Below are 20,012 nucleotides of genomic sequence, written 5' to 3'. Positions count from 1 at the left end.
CACAAACCCTCATCTCTGCTTCATATCACTCTATTATACTTCATTACGCATCTTTTTTATATGTGAACGCGTATCCTCATCACCAAGTTCATACAATTTATCATACACCTCCATCATTCTTTTATCGTATTGGTCATTGTCTTTGTCCATATGATATGGAACAGCCGGAAGATGTGTCCGCCAGAACGTACGAGAATCTGCTTCATTCATTTCTGTAAACAGTCCCCGCAGATCTTGAATTTCTTTTTCATTTGCAAAAATACGGAATTCCCAAGGTGAAACATCTGATCTTGACTGAATTTCACCATTTGCCACCTGTATATAATAGGCCTGTTTTTCCATACGAATCCCTCCTTTTCCCGTAGAATGCCCGTTAATTTTTTTTTCATCCGCTGAAAAAAGTTGGAATATGATAGCGTTTTCATGTATAACTATATATATATTCTATTTAAGGAGGGACAATGATGAATTTCGTGGATGAGCTGTTCGAATTGTACCGGGGGAGGCTGCAAGGGACGGAAGACGACCTTGATATGATCACATTGACGGTACTTGGTGAAATGTCTGAAGCGGATATTTTGAAAGTCATTCAAGATATGCCAGAAGAAGAACTTGCATGGCTGTTCCGTGTTTATTTGTACGAAGGCTTGAAAGAAAAGTTTAATCATGATCAAATACCTGTACGAAAAAACAGCCAGTTTCATTAATACATATAAAGTGAAACTTCATTCAGTGAAGGTTTTCTTCATCCTCCACTGAATGTTAGTTGAACAAATCAGGCTTTTACAGACAGTTGCTCCCCCGCTTATCCTTCTTTTCTTTTCGAAGTCTTAAAGCGGGGGTCTTACTGCCCGTTAAATGCGGGATAAAATAGTCCAGTTTGCGATTTGCTTGTTAATTTCTTTGCTGTATAAAACCCTCCATATATGGAATTCATCTCGACAATTTATTTTTTCTCTTTATTCAAAAGTAAACATAATCATGATACACTATTGAAGAAAAGGGAGGTATTTTTTTGATAACCGTTATCATTATTTCCGTCATTGTCGTTCTTATTATACTTGTCTTATCGGTTCTGACGATTAATAAAGGCTATGATTATAAACATACGATCGATCCACCTGCCCCTGAAAAGCAAGAAGAAACGCGTGAGAACAAGTGAAAAAGTTGTTTCTTGGCTTAATCTATTTTTATCAAAAAGGCATTTCACCGCTTAAACCGCCAACGTGCCGCTTTTATCCGACGTGCTCTCATTACGGATATGAAGCCATACAAAAACACGGGGTACTAAAAGGCGGATTAATGACCTTCATTCGCATTGGCAAATGCCAGCCGTTTCATTCGGGCGGTATTGATTACGTCCCTGATCAATGGCCAAAGAAAAAATCGGACTGCTAAATGGCAGAGATATCCGTTTTTTCCGAGCGGATGAACAGTTCCTTTTTCTCAAATCCGAACAATATAGCTGTCATATTTGCTGGGAAACGACTAATTTCATCATTCAATTGTCTGGCAAGTTCATTATAATGACTGCATGTATTCGGCATTTGCTCGATCATTTCATCCACACACGCATGGAGTTGAATGTACATTGAAGATGTTCGCAGGCGTGGGCACCTCGCAGCAGATGCCGTCATTCTGTCATAAAAGGTGTCGAGCTGTCTGCATACATACCGTTTTTCTTCCACTGTCATCATTGCAAACCTATCGCGAATAACCATTATTTCGGCCAACATTCCCTGCTCATTTAAATCATAGGCGGCCACGGTTTCCGCCCACTTTGCATACACATTGACACGAGCGGCCATGAACCGATCCACGTCTTGAAACGATCGATCGGTTTTTTTTTGCAAACCATTAAGTCTCCTATGGGTCATGATAAACAGAAAAAGAGTGAGACCGGCCCCCGCACAAATGATCCACAATCCATTTTCCAATACTCCTCCACCTCTTTCCTGCTTTATCCCCGCTTTAATGGGTATACTTCGCAAAAAAAGACTACGTTGGGATGAAAAAACTTCACTGATTAAAGAATAGCTCCCTTTATTTATTCATTACTGCTTTCTACTCTTTTTCCCCTTAAATAGTTTCACTTAAACCGAAATTCAGACAAAATATATATCTTTCCCTACGATCTCAAGTCTTTTCCGATTGACGTCATAACCGATTCCAGGTTTGTTCGGTAATTGGATACGGCCTTTCTCTACCAAAATGCCCGGCTCAATAATATCCTCTTCCCAGTAATGATTCGATGAGACAATATCGCCAGGGATTGTAAAGCCAGGCAGTGACGCAAGGGCCACATTATGAGCACGGGAAATACCGAACTCAATCATTCCACCTGCCCACAGCCCAGTATGTGTAACCAGACACTCATCATGAATGCGAATCGCTTCTGTCAAGCCGCCGACCCGGCTGATTTTCACATTGATGACCTGGCATGCCTCCATTTGAATCGCACACTTCGCATCATGGACAGACCGAATGCTTTCATCAAGACAAACAGCAGTATTCAATTGCTTTTGCAGCTTCGAATGCTCCCACAAATCCTCCTCGTGAAACGGCTGCTCAATCATCAGCAATTTAAATTCATCGAGACTTTTTAATTGATCGATATCTTGCAGTCTATACGCAGAATTTGCATCCGCCATAATCGGCACATCGGGAAATTGACGGCGAATGTCCGTCAGCATGATTCGATCTGTTTTCGGATTGATTTTAACTTTAATTCGTTCGTACCCGGATTCAACGAGTGATTCTATTCTCTCTATCATATCCACCGTTGTTTTGCCGGCCGCTACGGCACCGGCGGGGATCGATGTGCGTGTTCCGCCGAGTAGTTCGTGAAGGGGTTTGTTTTGCCTTTTTGCATATAAATCCCAAATCGCACATTCCACACCCGCTTTTGCCATTCGATTGCCTCGAATCGGTGTAAAAAGAGCATGCACATCGTTTGGATGAACAATTGTTTTGCCATATAATAATGGAAACAGTACGTCTTTTATAATGTGCCATTCTGTCTGTACCGTTTCTTCTGTATACCATGGCGTGGAAAAAGCCGACGATTCTCCCCATCCTGTTATCCCTTGTTCGTCTTCCGCTTCAATGATAATCGCTTGGCGGACAGACACTGTTTCAAGATGGGTATAAAACGGCTGTTTCAGCGGCATTTCAATCATCCGCATCGTTAACTTCTTAATGAGCATGGTCGTCACTCCATCTTGCGGCGAGTTCGCGGCGCATCAGTTTATTTGACGCATTGCGCGGCAATTCACCCGTCTTGACAAAATAAGCTGGCACTTTGTAGCTGGCCATCTTTTCTCCACAAAATGCGGCTAATTCTTCTGATGTAACCGGGTGATGAGCGACATAAAAAGCGGCCGGTACACTGCCCCATTTCTTGTCTGCTACACCCGTCACACCCGCTTCATGAATGGCAGGATGCGAGATAAGCACTGATTCGATTTCAGCCGGATAAATGTTTTCACCGCCGGAAATGATTAAATCAGAACGGCGATCCAGTACATATAAAAATCCATCGTCATCGAGGCGGCCAATATCGCCAGTGTGGAACCATCCGTCTTGAAATGATGATTCATTGGCTTCCTGGCGGTTTAAATAACCCGGCGTCACATTCGGGCCAGAAACAAGTATTTCCCCTTCATCTTCTCCATCAATTTTCACAGCACAAGGGAAAAGCGGTTTGCCGACGGAGCCGAGTTTCTCTGTAGCGTATTCAGGTGCAAGTGTCACAATTTGAGAGGATGTTTCGGTCATCCCATATGTCTGAAAAACAGGTATATTTTTTTGTTTGCACTGTTCTAAAATTGATAACGGCACCGGACCGCCGCCAAGAAGCATACAACGAAACCTTGGGCTGTATGTGCCAGAGAGCCTGTTCACCATGTTGCTAAGCATTGCTGACACGACAGATATGATTGTTGCTTCCCCATTTTGAAGCAATTCATTAATAGCAACGGCGTCAAATTTTTCAAAGAGACGGACTTCCATTCCATATAGAATACTTTTCATTAAAATGGAATAGCCCGAAATATGAAACAGCGGCACGGTACAAAGCCATGAATCATCGACGTGAAGACCGAGGTTAAGTGCTGAAGCAGTCGCACTGGCATAATGGTTTCCGTATGTTTGTATAACCCCTTTCGGACGCCCCGTTGTCCCGGATGTGTACATAATCGAACATATTTCGCTCATTGAACATCGTTCTCTAGGTGTAAATCGTGCATCCGTAAGATCATCTGAAATGGAAATAGATCGAATTCCTAAAATGGCTGCTGCTTTTTTTTCATGTAAGGAGTCAAATAACAAATGCGATGCACTGGCATCCCGCAGCTGCCATTCGATTTCTTCAGTCGTGAGCCGGCTGTTTAACAGAACAGCGACTGCTCCAATTTGTTGAAGTGCTTGTATCGTGAAAATCATTTCTGGACGATTGGCAGCCAGCACACCGCAAAAATGGCCTTCTTGTATGCCCGACAGGCTAAGTAACGATGCTTTTTTTAATGTTTCATTATACAGTTCCGCAAATGTCCACGTTTTATTTTCAAAAACAAGTGCTTTTCGGTCCGGTGTTAAAAACGCACGCTGTTTTAACCAGTTTGGCATGTTCATAAAAGTCATCCTTTCGATTGAAAAAAAGAGTGTCCCATTTGAGTGGACACCCTTTTTGCTTGTGTTTACGGAAATCTCGGGAACTGACCGAAGTCTGGGTCACGTTTTTCTTTGAATGAGTCGCGACCTTCTTTTGCTTCTTCTGTTGTGTAATAAAGAAGTGTTGCATCACCTGCGAATTGCTGAAGACCGGCCAGACCGTCTGTGTCAGCGTTCATCGCAGCTTTAATGAAACGAAGCGCTGTAGGGCTCTTTTCAAGCATTTCTTCTGCCCATTTTATCGTTTCTTCTTCCAGTTTATCGAGCGGAACGACTGTATTGACGAGACCCATGTCAAGTGCTTCCTGTGCGTTGTACTGACGGCAAAGGAACCAGATTTCGCGCGCTTTTTTATGCCCAACAATGCGGGCAAGGTAACCAGAACCATAACCTGCATCAAACGAACCGACTTTTGGACCTGTTTGACCGAATACAGCATTATCTGCCGCAATCGTTAAATCACAGACAACATGCAGAACGTGGCCGCCGCCGATTGCATATCCCGATACCATCGCGATAACTGGTTTTGGAATTACACGGATTAAACGCTGCAAATCAAGTACATTTAACCGTGGAATTTCATCATCGCCAACATAGCCGCCGTGCCCCCGTACAGATTGGTCACCGCCTGAGCAAAATGCTTTGCCTCCTGCACCTGCAAGAACGATGACACCTACTTTAGAATCATCACGTGCACGCGAGAAAGCATCAATCATTTCCATTACTGTTTTAGGACGAAATGCGTTATGTACTTCTGGACGATTAATCGTCACTTTTGCAATGCCGTTATACGTTTCATACATAATATCTTCATATTCACGTTCAATTATCCAATTTACAGCCATTAAAATTGCCTCCCTTTCATATCAAAAAAAAACGTCTTTACTATTGTACCAAATTTTTCGCGTTGCTCCACATGAAGTGCATGGCCTGCCCCATCAAATTCAATCCATTTGCAGTTTGGTATGATTGTTTTCATACAGCGGGCAATGTTTGTGAATTTTAGATCGAGCGTGCCCGTCAATAATAGAACAGGCATCGTTAGTTCATGAAGGCGATGCCAGTACGAACTTTGTGAGCCCGTCCCCATTCCACGAAGTGATGAAGCAATTCCTTTTTCCGACTGGTCCATCCTTTCATAACGAACCTGCCTGCGAATCGATTCAGGCAATGATTTTTGGGATTCAAACATCGGCATATTTTCCCAATAATTGATGAATGATTCCATGCCCTCCTGTTCTATTTGCTGTGCAAGTTTTTCATCAGACGCGCGGCGTTCAGCACGCTCTTTCTCTGTTTTCAGACCAGGAGAAGCACTTTCAAGCACAAGAGAGCAGATGGATTCCGGAAAAAGAAGCGCCATAGCCAATGCAAGGCGGCCGCCCATTGAATAGCCGACAACATGAAACGAATCAAAGCCTTCATCATTCATAAATTGTTTCCATTCCTTTGCTTCCTGTTCAAGACTAACCGGCATTCTCTTTGATCCTGCATGGCCGGCAATGTCCGGCGTAACCGCGTGACACGGAATCAATTCTGTCATATCATGCCACGTCAAGCTGCTTCCCGTAAATCCATGCAAAAACAAAACCGGTTCCCTATTGCCGCCGCTGCGCAAATGATTGACTTCTGTCATGAAAGTACCTGCTTCGCCTGGTAAATGGCTTCTTTCCATAATGCCCGGTGAATCGATGTATTTGCAGCCCGGTCCGTGAATGCTTCTAAAATCGTCACACCATCACGTGACTCATTCAGTTCCTTTGCGAGTTGCTCTCCACTGTCGATGCGCACATAATGGCAGTCATACAATGCCGCTGCATGTTCAAATTTAAGTCCTGTCGGTGTGCCAAACAGCCGTTCAAAGTGCTTTTCTTCACCTGACTGCGGTAAATAGGAGAAAATGCCGCCGCCGTCATTATTCATGACAAGAACGGTCATCGACAGCCCATTCATTTTTGCCCCAAGCAATCCGTTCACATCGTGGAAAAAGGAAAGATCACCTATGACGGCATACACATTTTCACCACTCGCTGCAATACCAAGCGCCGTGGATACAAGTCCATCAATGCCGTTCGCACCACGATTTCCATACAGATGAACACTTTGTTCACCCGCAAATAAAAATGAATCAAGATCGCGGATTGGCATACTATTTCCCGTGAAGACAGAGGCTCCTTCTGGAACGGCCTGTAAAAACTGCCTGAACAAAGCACCTTCATCCATTCCATCCGCTTCTTTCATGACAGTCCGTGCCGCTCTATTCACCGTTTGCCAACGCATCGTCCAGTTCGACGACTGTTCGGGCAGCCGCTCCATCATTTCCATACAAAAAGCGGCTTCATTGACCCGTACCATATGTGTTGCCAGATGAGATGGGTCACGCCAACCGCCATCCGTATCCACAATAACATGCGGAATATCACTGTGCCGCTTCATAAAAAGCATGAGCGATTTTGACACAGGCAATGCACCAAACCGGATGATCACTTCTGGCTTTAATGCATCTTTAATGTCATCATCACGTAAAAACGCATCGTAGCTGTCCATGACATCGGCATTTTTGCGGAGCTGTGATAGCGGATCGGCAATAATCGGCCATCCTCTTTTTTCAGAAAGGGAAAGAATAGCTGGTAATGCCTTCATATTAACGAGTTCACCGACAACAATGATCCCTTTTTCAACGTGAATTGTATCTGCGACTTCATTCATTTGCTGCTCATTCGGTATTTGTTTTCCCGTAATTAACCGGATTGGTGCAGGAATATGGATGCGTTCATAAATCCCATCATAATCCGGCAAAAGCGGTTCTCTGTATGGGAAATTAAGATGTACCGGTCCTCTCGGTGCCACAGTCGCTTCAAACACAGCACGTGCGCCTTGCGTTCTCACATATCTCAGTGCATTTTCAGTTGATTCCGGAATCGCCATTTCTGCAAACCATTTTGCTGTGTGGCCGTATAGATGAATTTGATCAATCGCCTGCGGTGCACCAACATCCCGTAGTTCAGGGGGACGGTCTGATGTCAAGACAATAAGCGGTATATGCGAAATAGCCGCTTCAGCAACGGCAGGCATGTAATTAGCCGCTGCAGTGCCTGATGTACAAAGAAGTGCCACTGGTTTTTGTGTTGATTTTGCCAGGCCTAAAGCAAAAAAACCGGCTGACCGCTCGTCTACTTGAATAAAAGTCGTTAAATCAGGATGCTCTTCCATTAATATAGCCATCGGCGTCGAGCGAGAACCTGGGCTGATGACTGCATACTCGACGCCTGAACGATTGAGGCTGTCAATAAAATGAGCGTTATACTGTGTCATATTTTCTTGATGATTATTCATCGCTTCCTCCAATCGCCCGAAGCATCGGCCGGAGTTTCATATTTGTTTCTTCCAGTTCTGTTTCTGGATTTGAATTCGGTACGACTCCACATCCTGCATATAAAAATGCTTCATTTTTCACGAGTAAACCCGAACGAATGGCAACAGCAAACTCGCCATTTTTCCGGTAATCCATCCATCCGATCGGTGCCGCGTAAAATCCGCGGTCCATCGGTTCTAGTTCGCGGATAACATGAAGTGCTTTCTGCGCCGGCAATCCACCAAGTGCCGGTGTCGGGTGAAAACGCTCCACAAAACGTAAAATCGATTCATGCTCATCAGCTGTTCCGATGACCGGTGTATATAAATGTTGAATATCACGTACTTTCATAATAATCGGTTCAGTCGGCACCATTACCTCTTCGCACATCGACTGCATTTCCCGGCGAATCATCTGAACGACATAATCATGTTCAATTCGATTTTTATCATCCGTTAATAATTCCATTTCCAGACGCTGATCTTCTTCTTCCGTCTTGCCGCGTGCGATCGACCCGGCCAAACACGTTGTCAATAACGTGCTGTTGCGCTTTTTCACGAGCCGCTCCGGAGAAGCCCCGAGAAAACAGCTGTCCATCGCTTCAATGGAAAAGATGAAGCTGTCCGGCTGCCCCTCACCAAGACGGCGCAGAACACGATCTGGTTCAATCGCTTGATCAAAAACGGCTGTCACTTTACGTGCCAGAACGACTTTCTTCAATTCATCGTCCGATTCAATCGCTTGAATGGCCGATTGAACAGATTTCTTCCATACACTTGTATCACCAGTATGAATTTTTTCCAAAACAGCTTCTTTATCAAACTGCAGATCATTCCCTGCTAAAATCCATTTCTTTCTTTTTTCAAGATAATCAAACAAAGGCCCTGATTCTGCCCCATCGCAAAGCATGTTTACCGTCACATATGTTTCTCCACCATACACGGTCATCATCAGCTCTGGCACATAAAAAAAAGAGGGAGCGAAGCGGGACCATTCTTCTCCTTCTTGTTGTGCTGGATCGAATGAAAAGCCACCGAATGCAACCGGACCTGTTCCATATACATCGTATGGATTATGGACAGACGCTTGTTTCATTAAAGCATCCCAATCTGACTCCACTCCGGCAAACCGTTTTTTTGGTCCATGCTGAATAGTATGAACACTGCCTAGACCGGCCAGCGTCATTTCACTATCACGGTCTTTAAAATAAAACCGCTCGCCTTTATACCACTCTTTCCCTCTTTCATAAAAACGAATAGGATCGGCTGCTTCCACTTTTTCAACATAGCTAAACAGCGTCGATCCATTTATTTCCTGTATAAAATGAATAAAGGCCCCTTTTAACGGATGCCCTTTTATCTTAGCCAATGAAATCCCTCCATTGTGCAGACCAAAAACGGTCAAACTTCTTTTAAGATACACCTGTTTTCAGCAGGGTGTCAACGATTCGCATTCTTCTTCCTTATTATATACCACTTAACATCGATTTTCATTTCGAATGACATTGTTCGATTTTTCCGAAAATGATTTCTTTCTCTTTTAATTTGTGAAAAAAGATTGACACTTTTAATTTCGTTTTCTACACTTGATAAAGAACATTATGTTTAATTGTTCACAATGATTGATTAGGAGAGACTTATATAATGAAACAAATCCCTTCTGTGGATACAGGCTTTCAAATATGGTGGCAGCTTATGCGCCCTCATACGCTGACAGCTGCATTTGTCCCTGTTTTTCTCGGGACTGCGCTTGCACTTAAGTATACCGAATTACATGTCTTTTTATTTTTAGCCATGTTGATTGCGTCTCTGCTTATTCAAACGGCTACGAACATGTTCAATGAATATTTCGATTATAAGCGCGGACTTGATACCGAAGAATCGATCGGCATCGGCGGCGCCATTGTACGTAATGGTGTTAAGCCCAAAACCGTATTGAATATGGCTTTTTTGTTTTTCGCTATTGCACTTTTGCTCGGTGTTTTTATTTGCTCTGTGACAACTTGGTGGATCGGTCTGATTGGTGTGATCTGTATGGCAGTCGGTTATTTATACACAGGCGGACCCCTTCCGATTGCGTACACACCTTTTGGAGAACTTGCATCCGGTTTTTTAATGGGTGGCGTCATTATTTATATTTCGTTTTATATTCAAACCGGATTCATTTCGAATGCCGTCATTTCATTTTCAATTCCGATCGTTCTTTTAATTGGCGCAATCAACCTGGCAAACAATATTCGTGATCGTGTTGGGGACAAAGAAGCGGGACGGAAAACGATTGCCATTTTAATTGGGCATAATCGTGCTGTCATACTTCTTGTAGCATTGTTTATGATCGCTTACCTGTGGGTGTTCATACTGTTTTTTAGCGTTTACAGTTCTTTCTTGCTGTACTTAACCTATTTAAGCATTCCAAAAGCAATCAAAGCAGTGAACGGATTTAAAGGAAAAAAGAACCCTATTGAGATGATGCCTGCCATGAAATTAACGGCTCAAACAAATACGATGTATGGTTTTCTTTTATCGATCGGTCTATGTTTAAGTTATCTCTTTTAACCTGCTCTTCTATGAGCGGGTTTTTTCATGGACAAAAACGATTATATCTACACTATAATGAAAGGATGGGGACGCATGTTCACTAAAGACAAAGATAAATAAACAGCAAAAAAGCCGGCAATCTATGCACCGGCTTTTTTATTAGATGTTCCAGATTTCATTTGCGTATTCTTTAATTGTTCGATCACTGGAGAAAATACCTGAACCACTAATATTTTTGACCATCATTTTGCGCCAGCGCTCAGGATCCTGTTCATAAATGCGTCCAGCTTCTTCCTGAGCTATACGATAGGCTTCAAAATCTTTTAGGACAAAATATTGATCGTTTTCAGCTAGCAAAGAGTCATAAATCACATCGAATAATCCTTCGTCATCAAGTTTGCCATTAACAAGTTGATCCAATGTACGGCGAATAAGCGAATCATGATGGTAATAATCCATTGAGCGATAACCTCCGTCTCGCTCATATGCCATCACTTCTTCTGCTTTCAAACCGAAAATAAAAATATCATCTGGTCCTGTTTGCTCTAAAATTTCCACATTTGCTCCGTCCAGCGTCCCCATCGTCACGGCACCATTCATCATAAACTTCATATTCCCTGTACCCGAGGCTTCTTTACTCGCTGTAGAAATTTGTTCGCTAATATCCGCGGCGGGAATAATATCTTCTGCAAGCGATACACGGTAATTTTCCATAAAGACGACAGTAATGATGCCTTTCGTATCCGGATCATTGTTGACAAGATCCGCAACAGAATGAATTAATTTAATAATGCGTTTTGCATAAAAATAACCTGGTGATGCTTTTGCACCGAAAATAAATGTCCGCGGCGGCATATGAAAAGATGGTTCCTTTTTCAACTTGTTATACAATGATAAAATATGAAGAACATTTAAGAGTTGTCGTTTATATGCGTGCAGCCGTTTTACTTGTACGTCAAAAATGGAGGTCGGATCAACTTTAATGCCATTTTGTTCAAAAATGCGTTTCGCTAAAATTTCTTTTCGTTTCAGTTTCACATTCCATAGTTTTTCAAGAAATGCTGAATCCTCCGCAAATGGTGCCAGTTTTGACAATTCTGAAGCATCCTTTTTAAAGCCATCGCCAATCGTGTCTGTTAAAAGCGCAGTCAGCTCTGGATTCGCTTTTAAGAGCCAACGGCGGTGCGTGATTCCATTGGTTTTATTATTAAACTTCTGAGGGGAGAACTGATAAAAATCGTTCATTTCACGATTTTTTAAAATTTCCGTATGCAGCCATGCTACTCCATTCACACTGTGGCTGCCTGCAATAGCAAGATGCGCCATCCGTACTTCATCTTTTGCAACAATCGCCATCTTCTCAATTCGTTCCCATTCACCCGGGTATTGCTCCCACAAACTTTTACAAAAACGTTCATTAATTTCTTCTACAATCATGAAAATTCGCGGCAACAGCGGTCTAAAAATACGGATAGGCCAGCGTTCAAGCGCCTCCGATAATGTTGTATGGTTCGTATAAGCAAATGTATTTTCCGTTACATGCCACGCATCTTCCCAGGACATTTGATAATCGTCCAACAATACACGCATTAATTCCGGTATCGCCAGCACGGGATGCGTATCATTAATATGAATCGCCACGCGCTCATGCAAATTCTGTAGCTTGCCTCCATTGTTTAAATGTTGACGCAAAATCGAGCGGATACTTGCTGATACTAGAAAATATTGCTGCTTTAAACGCAAAATTTTCCCGTCATCATTTGAATCATCCGGATATAAAAATTCGGAAATGGCTTCTGTCTCTTTTTTATACTTTAGAACATCTTGATTCAATGTAAAACTTGATGTTTCTGCAGTCCAAAGACGAAGCGTATTGACTGTCTCACCGCCATATCCGATAACCGGTATATCGTATGGTACGGCTTTTACATATTCTGCATCGACATGGCGAAATTTTATTCCTTCTTTACGTTCAACTACATCAACACTTCCCCAAAATGGCACTTCTACAGCAAGATCTGATTTACGCACTTCCCATACATATCCGTAGCGAAGCCAATTTTCTGGCAGCTCCATCTGGAAGCCATCAACCATTTTCTGCTCAAATAAGCCATGTTTATAACGTATACCAAAGCCATGTCCCGGCAAGCCAAGTGACGCAAGAGAATCAAGAAAACAAGCGGCTAGGCGGCCAAGCCCCCCATTTCCTAATCCTGCATCCGGCTCAACATTTTCTAACTCCTCAAGAGGTATACCAATGTCTCGAAGCCACGTTTCAAGCGTTTCATACAGGCCAAGGTTAATTAAATTTTGCCCGAGCAAACGTCCAAGTAAAAATTCAATCGATAAGTAATACGTTTGTTTTTTGCCTTGGCGGTACCGTTCATTTGTTTCAATCCACTCCTTGCTAATGTGCTCACGAACCATCTGGCTTAACGTCACAAACTGCTGGGCACGGGTGGAATCATTAAAACTGATACTGTACGATTGCTCAAGCCGTTTTTTAAACGACTCCTGAAACGCATTTTTTTCAGAAAACATGGCTTTCCCTCCTAGTCGATATGTCTTCATACAAGCGCATATATTCCCGAGCCGACTGCGACCAGCTATAATCCTCATTCATTGCCTCTTCGACAATTTTCGCCCAAGTATCTGGCTCTTTCTGATATAAGTGTATCGCACGGCGAATTGTATGCAGCATATCATGGGCATTAAAATGGGTGAATGAAAATCCATTGCCTAATTCCGTTTCTATATTATAGGATCGGACTGTATCGTTTAAGCCCCCTGTTTCACGAACGAGTGGAAGCGAACCATATTTCATCGCAATCATTTGACTAAGGCCACAAGGCTCAAACTGTGAAGGCATTAAAAAGAGATCTGTCCCTGCATATATTTGATGGGCCAAATTTTCATTAAAACCAATATATGAACGAACTTTTTCCGGATATATCCATTCCATTTCCCTAAAAAAGTTTTCAAATTCAGCGTCGCCGTTCCCAAGCAAAATAAACTGTACATCATCTGAAATCATTTCATGAAACACATGTGTGACGAGATCAAAACCTTTTTGCTTCGTCAAACGAGAAACCACACCGATAATAGGAACATCTTCGCGGACTGGCAATTGGAAAAATTCTTGTAATTTCTGTTTGTTTTCTGCTTTTCCATCCCAGTCACCCACTTTATAAGGGACAATGGCATCATCTTGTTCTGGGCTATAAATCGAATCATCAATGCCATTTAAAATGCCTAATAAATCCCCTTGTCGCTCCTGTAAAATACCTTCCATTTTTTCCCCGAAATACGAATTTAAAATTTCATTCCGATACGTTGGACTTACTGTCGTAATTGCATCAGAGGATATAATCCCACCTTTCATAAAATTTGTATTGCCGTTAAATTCAAGTTGACCTGTTTGATAATGTTGGCTATGTAGATTTAACAAATCGGTTACAGCCTGTGGAGGAAACATCCCTTGGAACATTAAATTATGAATCGTAAATACAGTTTTTATTTTTTCGTACCTTGGACGGTGCTGATGTTCAACTTTGAGCATAAATGGAATCATCCCTGTATGCCAATCATGACAATGCAAAATATCCGGATAAAAATCAAGATGATATAGTGAATCCAGCACTGCACGTGTCAAATAAGAAAATCGCTCGCCATCATCATAATGACCATATAAGCCATCCCGCCTAAAATAATAAAGATTGTCAATGAAATAATAGGTGATTCCATTCTGTACAAGCTCAAAAATAGCGCAATATTGATTACGCCATCCAACCGGCACAGTAAATTCGGCAACTTTTTTCATTCTATCCCGGTATTTTTCCGGTATCATACTGTATTTTGGCATAATGACCCGGACATCCGCACCTAGTTTCGCCAATTCTTTCGGAAGGGCGCCTGCTACATCAGCAAGCCCTCCCGATTTGACAAATGGTACACATTCAGACACAGCGAACATTACCTTCATGAGCTTGCCACCACATTCTCAACAACCGATCCTTTTTTCACAACAAGTGGTTCTTCTGCTGTTCCACGCAAAACAACTCCGTCTCCAATAACCACATCTTTATCAAGAATGACATGCTCAAGCACACAGTTATGACCGATTTTGCTTTTTTGCATGACAATGCTGTTTTGAATCGTCGACTCTTTTCCAATATACACCGCTCGAAAAATAATGCTGTGGTTCACTTCTCCTTCAATATTACAGCCATTTGCAATCATTGAATTCGTAACGTGTGAACCATCTATGTATTTTGTCGGTGGCTCATCTTTTACTTTTGTAAAAATAGGCTGGAACTCATTAAATAATTGGCTCCATTTTTCTTTTTCAAGCAAATTCATGCTCGTTTGATAATAGTCATTGATCGTTTTAATACATTTTAAAAGGCCATCATATTCATACTTGCATCTTGTATAAGGCGATTTTTCATCTTCTGATGCATCTTTTATCGTTTTATAACCTGTTTTATGTCGATTATCAATTATTTCCATTAGCAAAGGAAGCGATGTAATATACATTTCAGCTGACTTGCCTTTATGCGTAATTTCAAGTAAGTCACATTCCTGATTAATAAAACGGTCCAGGGCTGGTGTAAAATCCATATTTGCAACCGTCGTACAGTTTGATACGAGTACGTATTTTTGTTGGCTTCGCTCAAAATAATCACGGTGTTCGTCAAGACGGCTTAATTGTCCATCTTTAGACAGCGCTGGAAAGAAAAATAATCCATCACGCTTCCGGTTTAAATCCCAGTCTTTCCCTGAGCCAAGATGATCCATTAACGAACGAGATGGTGATGACGACGGGAAAATAGCGACACTTTGAATCCCTGAATTAACCATATTAGATATAATAAAATCTATTAACCGATATCGGCCTGCAAACGGAATTGCTGCCGGTGATCGGTGAGCAGATAACTGACCCAATTCTTCCGGATACATCGTAACATCAATAATACCAAGCATTGATTTTTTCATTAAGCTTCCTCCAATTTCGTCCGTTCTTGTGTATGTTCTGCTAAGAAAGCTTCTGTAATGAGTAAAATATCATCAGATTCATTGCGAATAATCGTATTTTCTGGCACTTCAAGATCGCTCATGACAATGGACCGTTCAATGAAAGATCCTCGTCCAATACGCGCATTTGGCATCACAACGCACTCTTTTACAACCGCTTCTTTCTCTACTTCAACACCTTGGAACATAACAGAATTCTGAATTTCACCGTCAATGACGCAACCCTCATTTACAAGCGAATGTTTGATAACAGCATCGTTGCCGATAATTTGCGGCGGCTGATTTGGATTAACTGAATAAATACGCCACGAGTGTTCAAATAAATTCAAATCCTGTTCATCATCCAATAAATCCATATTTGCTTCCCACAAACTTTTCACCGTTCCAACGTCTTTCCAGTAACCTTGAAATGGATAAGCAACTAATTTTAACTCATCTGATAGCATCGCTGGAATGACATCTTTCCCGAAATCGTTTGATGAATCTGGATTGTTTTCATCCATTTCCAAATATTCTCTTAGTACCGACCATTTAAAAATGTAAATACCCATTGAAGCAAGGTTGCTTTCCGGCTTTTCTGGTTTTTCATCAAAGCGTGTCACATTGAAAGATTCATCTGTTTTCATGATGCCAAAACGGCTTGCTTCAACCCATGGCACTTCAATAACTGATATCGTCACATCTGCCTGTTTTTCAATATGATAATCTAGCATAATATCATAATTCATTTTATAAATATGATCTCCTGACAGAATAAGCACATACTCGGGATCATACTGTTTAATATAATTTAAGTTTTGATATATCGCACTTGCTGTACCGGAATACCACTTTACTTCCGATGATTCACTATACGGAGGTAAAACTGTCACACCACCATTTCTGCGGTCCAGATCCCAAGCGCTGCCAATCCCGATGTATGAGTTTAGAACGAGCGGCTGATACTGAGTCAGTACACCGACCGTATGAATACCAGAATTTGCACAATTAGAAAGTGGGAAATCAATAATGCGATACTTTCCACCATATGGTACAGCCGGTTTTGCCAAGCTCTCCGTCAATTCTTTTAAACGACTGCCTTTCCCTCCTGCCAGAAGCATCGCTACACATTTTTGTTTTGCCATATTAGTTCCTCCCTTTATCTTCTATACGCTGCAAATATACTGCGCCGAATGGTGGTAAATTTATATTGACATAAGCAGGCTGTCCATGTATTCCCTCCACAACTGCTTCAATCTTCCTATTATTTACTTGATTGGAGCCGCCGAAAGCCGCCTCATCGCTGTTTAATAGTTCTTCATAAGTACCTATTTCAGATACTCCTATTTTATAATCACTGTACCCATAATCTCCAAAATTATAAACGGCAATAACTGCATTTCCTTCTTTATCTTTTCTTATAAAAGAAAGCACACTTTGATTTTGGTTATGGACATCAATCCACTGGAATCCATCTGGACTATGGTCTAATTCATATAAAGAAGGGAGCGTTTTATATACGTGCATAAGCTGTTTAAAATAATCATTAAAGCTGCGGTGCATATCGTAATCCATCAAGTGCCAGTCTACTTCTTCAAGGTCTTTCCACTCAGAAAATGGAGCTATCTCCGTACCCATGAACAACAGTTTTTTACCAGGATGCGCCATCATGAACATGAGCAGAAGCCTAAGCTGTGCAAACTTTTGCCAATAATCACCTGGCATTTTATCAAGCAATGATTTTTTGCCATGAACAACTTCATCATGTGAGAAAGGTAAAATATAGTTTTCCGAATACGTATACATGAGGGAGAATGTCATCAGATGATGCTTATCTGGACGTTCATTCCAGTGTGTCTCCATATAATCAAGTACATCATTCATCCAGCCCATATTCCATTTATAATTAAATCCAATGCCACCTTGATGGACCGGGGCTGTAACTTGCGGCCAGTCACTTGAATCTTCTGCGATCATCAGTGCTTCTGGTTTAAATGCGAACACTGCTTTATTTAATTTCTGTAAAAAAGAGACACCGTGCGGATTTGGTTCCAATCCATCCCGGTTGGGCCAATAAAAAATATTTGATACCGCATCGACACGAAAACCGTCTATATGATAATAATCCATCCAGAAAAGCGCATTTGAAATTAAAAAGCTATGTACTTCCGTTTTGCTCAAATCAAAATTTGCTGTTCCCCATACGTAATTTTCACGATCCCAATTGTTTTCATATTCGTAGCTAAATCCGCCATCGAAATTATGAAGTCCATGCGAATCTTTACAAAAATGACCTGGTACCCAGTCCATAATAACGCCAAGACCGTAGCGATGACATTCATCGACGAAGTACATAAAATCTTCCGGTTTTCCATACCGGCGTGTTGCTGCATAATAGCCAGTACTTTGATAACCCCAGGAACGGTCAAATGGATGTTCTGTAACCGGCATTACCTCAATATGTGTAAAGCCCTGCTCTTTTACGTGAGGGATCAGCATATCTGCTAATTCACGATACGTATAAAGGTCATCTTCTCCTTTACCTTTTTTCTTCCATGTACCTAAATGCATTTCATATATAGCTAATGGTTCTTCATATATATGAGAAAGACGATGGTCATTACGCCATTTTTCATCATGCCATATGTACCCGTCAAGTGTATGTACAATACTTGCTGTTCTGGGGCGTAACTCCGTCATAAAGGCAAAAGGATCCGTTTTGTGAATGACTCTTCCACTTTCTGAAACAATTTCATACTTATAAAGAGATCCTTCTAAGTTTTCTGGTAACTCAAGAAACCACACACCTTCGTTTGTTGTACGCTTCATTTCTGCCGTATGTCCATTCCATTCATTAAAGTCACCTATTACCCGTACTTTTTTTGCATTTGGTGCCCATAAAACAAAAATTGTTTTTCCGTTTCGAACGTGCGCTCCAAATAAATTGTAAGCTTTAAATAAATTTCCTTCATGAAACAAATGAAGATCAAAATCACTTGGATAAACTAAATTCGATGACATGGTCCACACCCTTTTGTTATGTATTCTTGATGAAGTTAAAAAAATGAAATTTCAAATAATTCCGTATTTTTCTAATATTGTTAGTATTCTGTGTAAAAGATAAATTTCCTTCCTTCATTTTATTAAATATTTGAATCAATTTTATAGATGGACATTCTTATCCTTATTGACAAATTTTTAAAGATGTAGGTAAAAATATCGCTCCGCATCCTAAAACATACACAGACCTTTAAAACTGGAAGTTGAATCCCTTTGCCTAATATACGACAGGGCTGCCTATTTGGCCTGCAAGATTTATATAAATTTAGAATCTATCTATCTGTTTTTTCTATGATTAACATGAAGCTGATCCTCATTGTGATAAAAAAGCTAGTAGTAAAGATCACTGCGTCCTTTGGCAATACCTAAGTGAACGGCTTCATGCCGGCCCGAACTGACCGGAGTTTTACTGTCCATTAATACCGGATAAAATTTTGGAAGAACAACTATTACTATATTCCCTGATTCATATATAAATAACTATACTAATCATGTAAAGTTTTTATGAATTTAAAATGGAATAAAAAAAACGCTTCAAGGAATTATAAAAAATTCCTTGAAGCGTTTTTAAAAATGATGACCCCTACGGGATTCGAACCCGTGTTACCGCCGTGAAAGGGCGGTGTCTTAACCGCTTGACCAAGGGGCCAAACTGGCGGAGAAGGAGGGATTTGAACCCTCGCGCCGGTTACCCGACCTACACCCTTAGCAGGGGCGCCTCTTCAGCCTCTTGAGTACTTCCCCAATGAATATGGCTCCGCAGGCAAGACTCGAACTTGCGACCGATCGGTTAACAGCCGATTGCTCTACCACTGAGCTACTGCGGAATAAAACTAATGGGCCTGAATGGACTCGAACCATCGACCTCACGCTTATCAGGCGTGCGCTCTAACCAGCTGAGCTACAGGCCCATTATTTAAATGGAGCGGGTGATGGGAATCGAACCCACGACATCAGCTTGGAAGGCTGAGGTTTTACCATTAAACTACACCCGCGAAGATAGTAAGTTAAATCAGATGGGGCGACTAATGGGAATCGAACCCACGAGTGTCGGAGCCACAATCCGATGCGTTAACCACTTCGCCATAGCCGCCAAAACTATAAATGGTGGCTCAGGACGGAATCGAACCGCCGACACAAGGATTTTCAGTCCTTTGCTCTACCGACTGAGCTACTGAGCCATTAAAAAATGGCGGTCCGGACGGGACTCGAACCCGCGACCTCCTGCGATGAGCCCGACGAGCTACCGAACTGCTCCACCCCGCGACGATAATAAATTAAAAATGGAGGAGGGAAGGGGATTCGAACCCCTGCGGGATTTGACTCCCCTGTCGGTTTTCAAGACCGATCCCTTCAGCCAGACTTGGGTATCCCTC

The 20,012-nt window shown here is 41.8% G+C and carries 17 protein-coding genes and 7 tRNA genes; 4 read left to right on the top strand and 20 right to left on the bottom strand.

What is annotated here, in order from left to right; all coding sequences use genetic code 11:
• Positions 1-33: 33 nt before the first annotated feature.
• Positions 34-342 carry a hydrolase gene (locus tag BLL40_RS11265; protein WP_073712005.1) on the bottom strand — a complete coding sequence of 103 codons (309 nt, stop codon included), beginning with the start codon at positions 340-342 and terminating at the stop codon, positions 34-36.
• Positions 343-461: 119 nt separating this feature from the next.
• On the opposite strand from BLL40_RS11265, the gene BLL40_RS11260 reads away from it, so the two are divergent.
• The 3 genes from BLL40_RS11260 (at position 462) to yidD (ending at position 1,398) form a co-directional block, all read left to right on the top strand.
• A complete protein-coding gene (locus BLL40_RS11260) occupies positions 462-707 on the top strand; it encodes a DUF6154 family protein (RefSeq protein ID WP_342743122.1) in 246 nt (81 codons plus the stop codon).
• 308 nt (positions 708-1,015) lie between these two features.
• Positions 1,016-1,162, top strand: coding sequence for a YtzI protein (ytzI, locus tag BLL40_RS11255; RefSeq protein ID WP_073712003.1), 147 nt, complete (start codon positions 1,016-1,018; stop codon positions 1,160-1,162).
• Positions 1,159-1,398, top strand: coding sequence for a membrane protein insertion efficiency factor YidD (yidD, locus tag BLL40_RS11250; protein ID WP_073712002.1), 240 nt, complete (start codon positions 1,159-1,161; stop codon positions 1,396-1,398). Before ytzI ends, yidD begins: the two co-directional genes overlap by 4 nt.
• Here the strand turns inward: yidD and BLL40_RS11245 are convergent.
• The 7 genes from BLL40_RS11245 to BLL40_RS11215 form a co-directional block, all read right to left on the bottom strand.
• Complete coding sequence (locus BLL40_RS11245) at positions 1,395-1,937, bottom strand: LemA family protein (RefSeq protein ID WP_073712001.1); 543 nt, start codon at positions 1,935-1,937, stop codon at positions 1,395-1,397. The genes yidD and BLL40_RS11245 overlap by 4 nt on opposite strands.
• 168 nt (positions 1,938-2,105) lie before the next feature.
• Positions 2,106-3,206: an o-succinylbenzoate synthase gene (gene menC, locus BLL40_RS11240; protein WP_073712000.1), complete on the bottom strand. Its 1,101-nt coding sequence runs from the start codon at positions 3,204-3,206 to the stop codon at positions 2,106-2,108.
• A complete protein-coding gene (locus BLL40_RS11235) occupies positions 3,196-4,632 on the bottom strand; it encodes an o-succinylbenzoate--CoA ligase (RefSeq protein WP_095532844.1) in 1,437 nt (478 codons plus the stop codon). Before BLL40_RS11235 ends, menC begins: the two co-directional genes overlap by 11 nt.
• Positions 4,633-4,697: 65 nt before the next feature.
• On the bottom strand, positions 4,698-5,516 hold the full coding sequence (gene menB, locus BLL40_RS11230) for a 1,4-dihydroxy-2-naphthoyl-CoA synthase (RefSeq protein ID WP_073711998.1): 819 nt from the start codon (positions 5,514-5,516) through the stop codon (positions 4,698-4,700).
• Positions 5,516-6,307 carry a 2-succinyl-6-hydroxy-2,4-cyclohexadiene-1-carboxylate synthase gene (gene menH / locus BLL40_RS11225; RefSeq protein WP_073711997.1) on the bottom strand — a complete coding sequence of 264 codons (792 nt, stop codon included), beginning with the start codon at positions 6,305-6,307 and terminating at the stop codon, positions 5,516-5,518. The genes menB and menH overlap by 1 nt, the downstream gene beginning before the upstream one ends.
• A complete protein-coding gene (gene menD / locus BLL40_RS11220; RefSeq protein ID WP_073711996.1) occupies positions 6,304-8,007 on the bottom strand; it encodes a 2-succinyl-5-enolpyruvyl-6-hydroxy-3-cyclohexene-1-carboxylic-acid synthase in 1,704 nt (567 codons plus the stop codon). Before menD ends, menH begins: the two co-directional genes overlap by 4 nt.
• Complete coding sequence (locus tag BLL40_RS11215) at positions 8,000-9,394, bottom strand: isochorismate synthase (protein ID WP_083566499.1); 1,395 nt, start codon at positions 9,392-9,394, stop codon at positions 8,000-8,002. The genes menD and BLL40_RS11215 overlap by 8 nt, the downstream gene beginning before the upstream one ends.
• Before the next feature lie 275 nt (positions 9,395-9,669).
• On the opposite strand from BLL40_RS11215, the gene BLL40_RS11210 reads away from it, so the two are divergent.
• Entirely contained in the window at positions 9,670-10,581 is a 912-nt protein-coding gene (locus tag BLL40_RS11210) for a 1,4-dihydroxy-2-naphthoate polyprenyltransferase (RefSeq protein ID WP_073711995.1), read from the top strand.
• A 141-nt stretch (positions 10,582-10,722) separates the two neighbouring features.
• Here the strand turns inward: BLL40_RS11210 and BLL40_RS11205 are convergent, their stop codons facing one another.
• The 12 genes from BLL40_RS11205 to BLL40_RS11150 form a co-directional block, all read right to left on the bottom strand.
• Entirely contained in the window at positions 10,723-13,104 is a 2,382-nt protein-coding gene (locus tag BLL40_RS11205) for a glycogen/starch/alpha-glucan phosphorylase (protein ID WP_073711994.1), read from the bottom strand.
• Positions 13,094-14,545 (bottom strand): glycogen synthase GlgA, encoded by a 1,452-nt coding sequence (gene glgA / locus BLL40_RS11200; protein WP_073711993.1) that lies wholly within the window; start codon positions 14,543-14,545, stop codon positions 13,094-13,096. The genes BLL40_RS11205 and glgA overlap by 11 nt, the downstream gene beginning before the upstream one ends.
• Complete coding sequence (locus BLL40_RS11195; RefSeq protein ID WP_073711992.1) at positions 14,542-15,558, bottom strand: GlgC family sugar phosphate nucleotidyltransferase; 1,017 nt, start codon at positions 15,556-15,558, stop codon at positions 14,542-14,544. The genes glgA and BLL40_RS11195 overlap by 4 nt, the downstream gene beginning before the upstream one ends.
• Entirely contained in the window at positions 15,558-16,721 is a 1,164-nt protein-coding gene (locus BLL40_RS11190) for a glucose-1-phosphate adenylyltransferase (protein ID WP_073711991.1), read from the bottom strand. The genes BLL40_RS11195 and BLL40_RS11190 overlap by 1 nt, the downstream gene beginning before the upstream one ends.
• 1 nt (position 16,722) lies before the next feature.
• Positions 16,723-18,597: a 1,4-alpha-glucan branching protein GlgB gene (glgB, locus tag BLL40_RS11185; RefSeq protein WP_073711990.1), complete on the bottom strand. Its 1,875-nt coding sequence runs from the start codon at positions 18,595-18,597 to the stop codon at positions 16,723-16,725.
• Between the two features lie 616 nt (positions 18,598-19,213).
• A tRNA-Glu gene (locus BLL40_RS11180) sits at positions 19,214-19,285 on the bottom strand.
• 4 nt (positions 19,286-19,289) lie between these two features.
• Positions 19,290-19,380, bottom strand: a tRNA-Ser gene (locus tag BLL40_RS11175).
• A gap of 8 nt (positions 19,381-19,388) precedes the next feature.
• Positions 19,389-19,463: transfer RNA gene (locus tag BLL40_RS11170), tRNA-Asn, on the bottom strand.
• Between the two features lie 10 nt (positions 19,464-19,473).
• Positions 19,474-19,547, bottom strand: a tRNA-Ile gene (locus tag BLL40_RS11165).
• 10 nt (positions 19,548-19,557) lie between these two features.
• Positions 19,558-19,631: transfer RNA gene (locus tag BLL40_RS11160), tRNA-Gly, on the bottom strand.
• Positions 19,632-19,653: 22 nt separating this feature from the next.
• Positions 19,654-19,729: transfer RNA gene (locus BLL40_RS11155), tRNA-His, on the bottom strand.
• A 12-nt stretch (positions 19,730-19,741) separates the two neighbouring features.
• A tRNA-Phe gene (locus BLL40_RS11150) sits at positions 19,742-19,817 on the bottom strand.
• Positions 19,818-20,012 lie beyond the last annotated feature (195 nt).

Origin of the sequence: Domibacillus mangrovi, from assembly GCF_001906925.1 — a bacterium.
Taxonomy (GTDB): Bacteria; Bacillota; Bacilli; order Bacillales; family Domibacillaceae; genus Domibacillus; species Domibacillus mangrovi.
Note: the sequence above shows the minus strand (reverse complement) of the source record. Positions and strands in the feature narration are given on the sequence as shown.

Bases quoted from the DNA above. Each gene is read 5' to 3' on its own strand.
- BLL40_RS11265 (WP_073712005.1), bottom strand. From the start codon at position 342: ATGGAAAAACAGGCCTATTATATACAGGTGGCAAATGGTGAAATTCAG.
- BLL40_RS11260 (WP_342743122.1), top strand. From the start codon at position 462: ATGATGAATTTCGTGGATGAGCTGTTCGAATTGTACCGGGGGAGGCTG.
- menC (WP_073712000.1), bottom strand. From the start codon at position 3,206: ATGCTCATTAAGAAGTTAACGATGCGGATGATTGAAATGCCGCTGAAA.
- BLL40_RS11235 (WP_095532844.1), bottom strand. From the start codon at position 4,632: ATGAACATGCCAAACTGGTTAAAACAGCGTGCGTTTTTAACACCGGAC.
- menB (WP_073711998.1), bottom strand. From the start codon at position 5,516: ATGGCTGTAAATTGGATAATTGAACGTGAATATGAAGATATTATGTAT.
- menH (WP_073711997.1), bottom strand. From the start codon at position 6,307: ATGACAGAAGTCAATCATTTGCGCAGCGGCGGCAATAGGGAACCGGTT.
- menD (WP_073711996.1), bottom strand. From the start codon at position 8,007: ATGAATAATCATCAAGAAAATATGACACAGTATAACGCTCATTTTATT.
- BLL40_RS11210 (WP_073711995.1), top strand. From the start codon at position 9,670: ATGAAACAAATCCCTTCTGTGGATACAGGCTTTCAAATATGGTGGCAG.
- BLL40_RS11205 (WP_073711994.1), bottom strand. From the start codon at position 13,104: ATGTTTTCTGAAAAAAATGCGTTTCAGGAGTCGTTTAAAAAACGGCTT.
- glgA (WP_073711993.1), bottom strand. From the start codon at position 14,545: ATGAAGGTAATGTTCGCTGTGTCTGAATGTGTACCATTTGTCAAATCG.
- BLL40_RS11195 (WP_073711992.1), bottom strand. From the start codon at position 15,558: ATGAAAAAATCAATGCTTGGTATTATTGATGTTACGATGTATCCGGAA.
- BLL40_RS11190 (WP_073711991.1), bottom strand. From the start codon at position 16,721: ATGGCAAAACAAAAATGTGTAGCGATGCTTCTGGCAGGAGGGAAAGGC.
- glgB (WP_073711990.1), bottom strand. From the start codon at position 18,597: ATGTCATCGAATTTAGTTTATCCAAGTGATTTTGATCTTCATTTGTTT.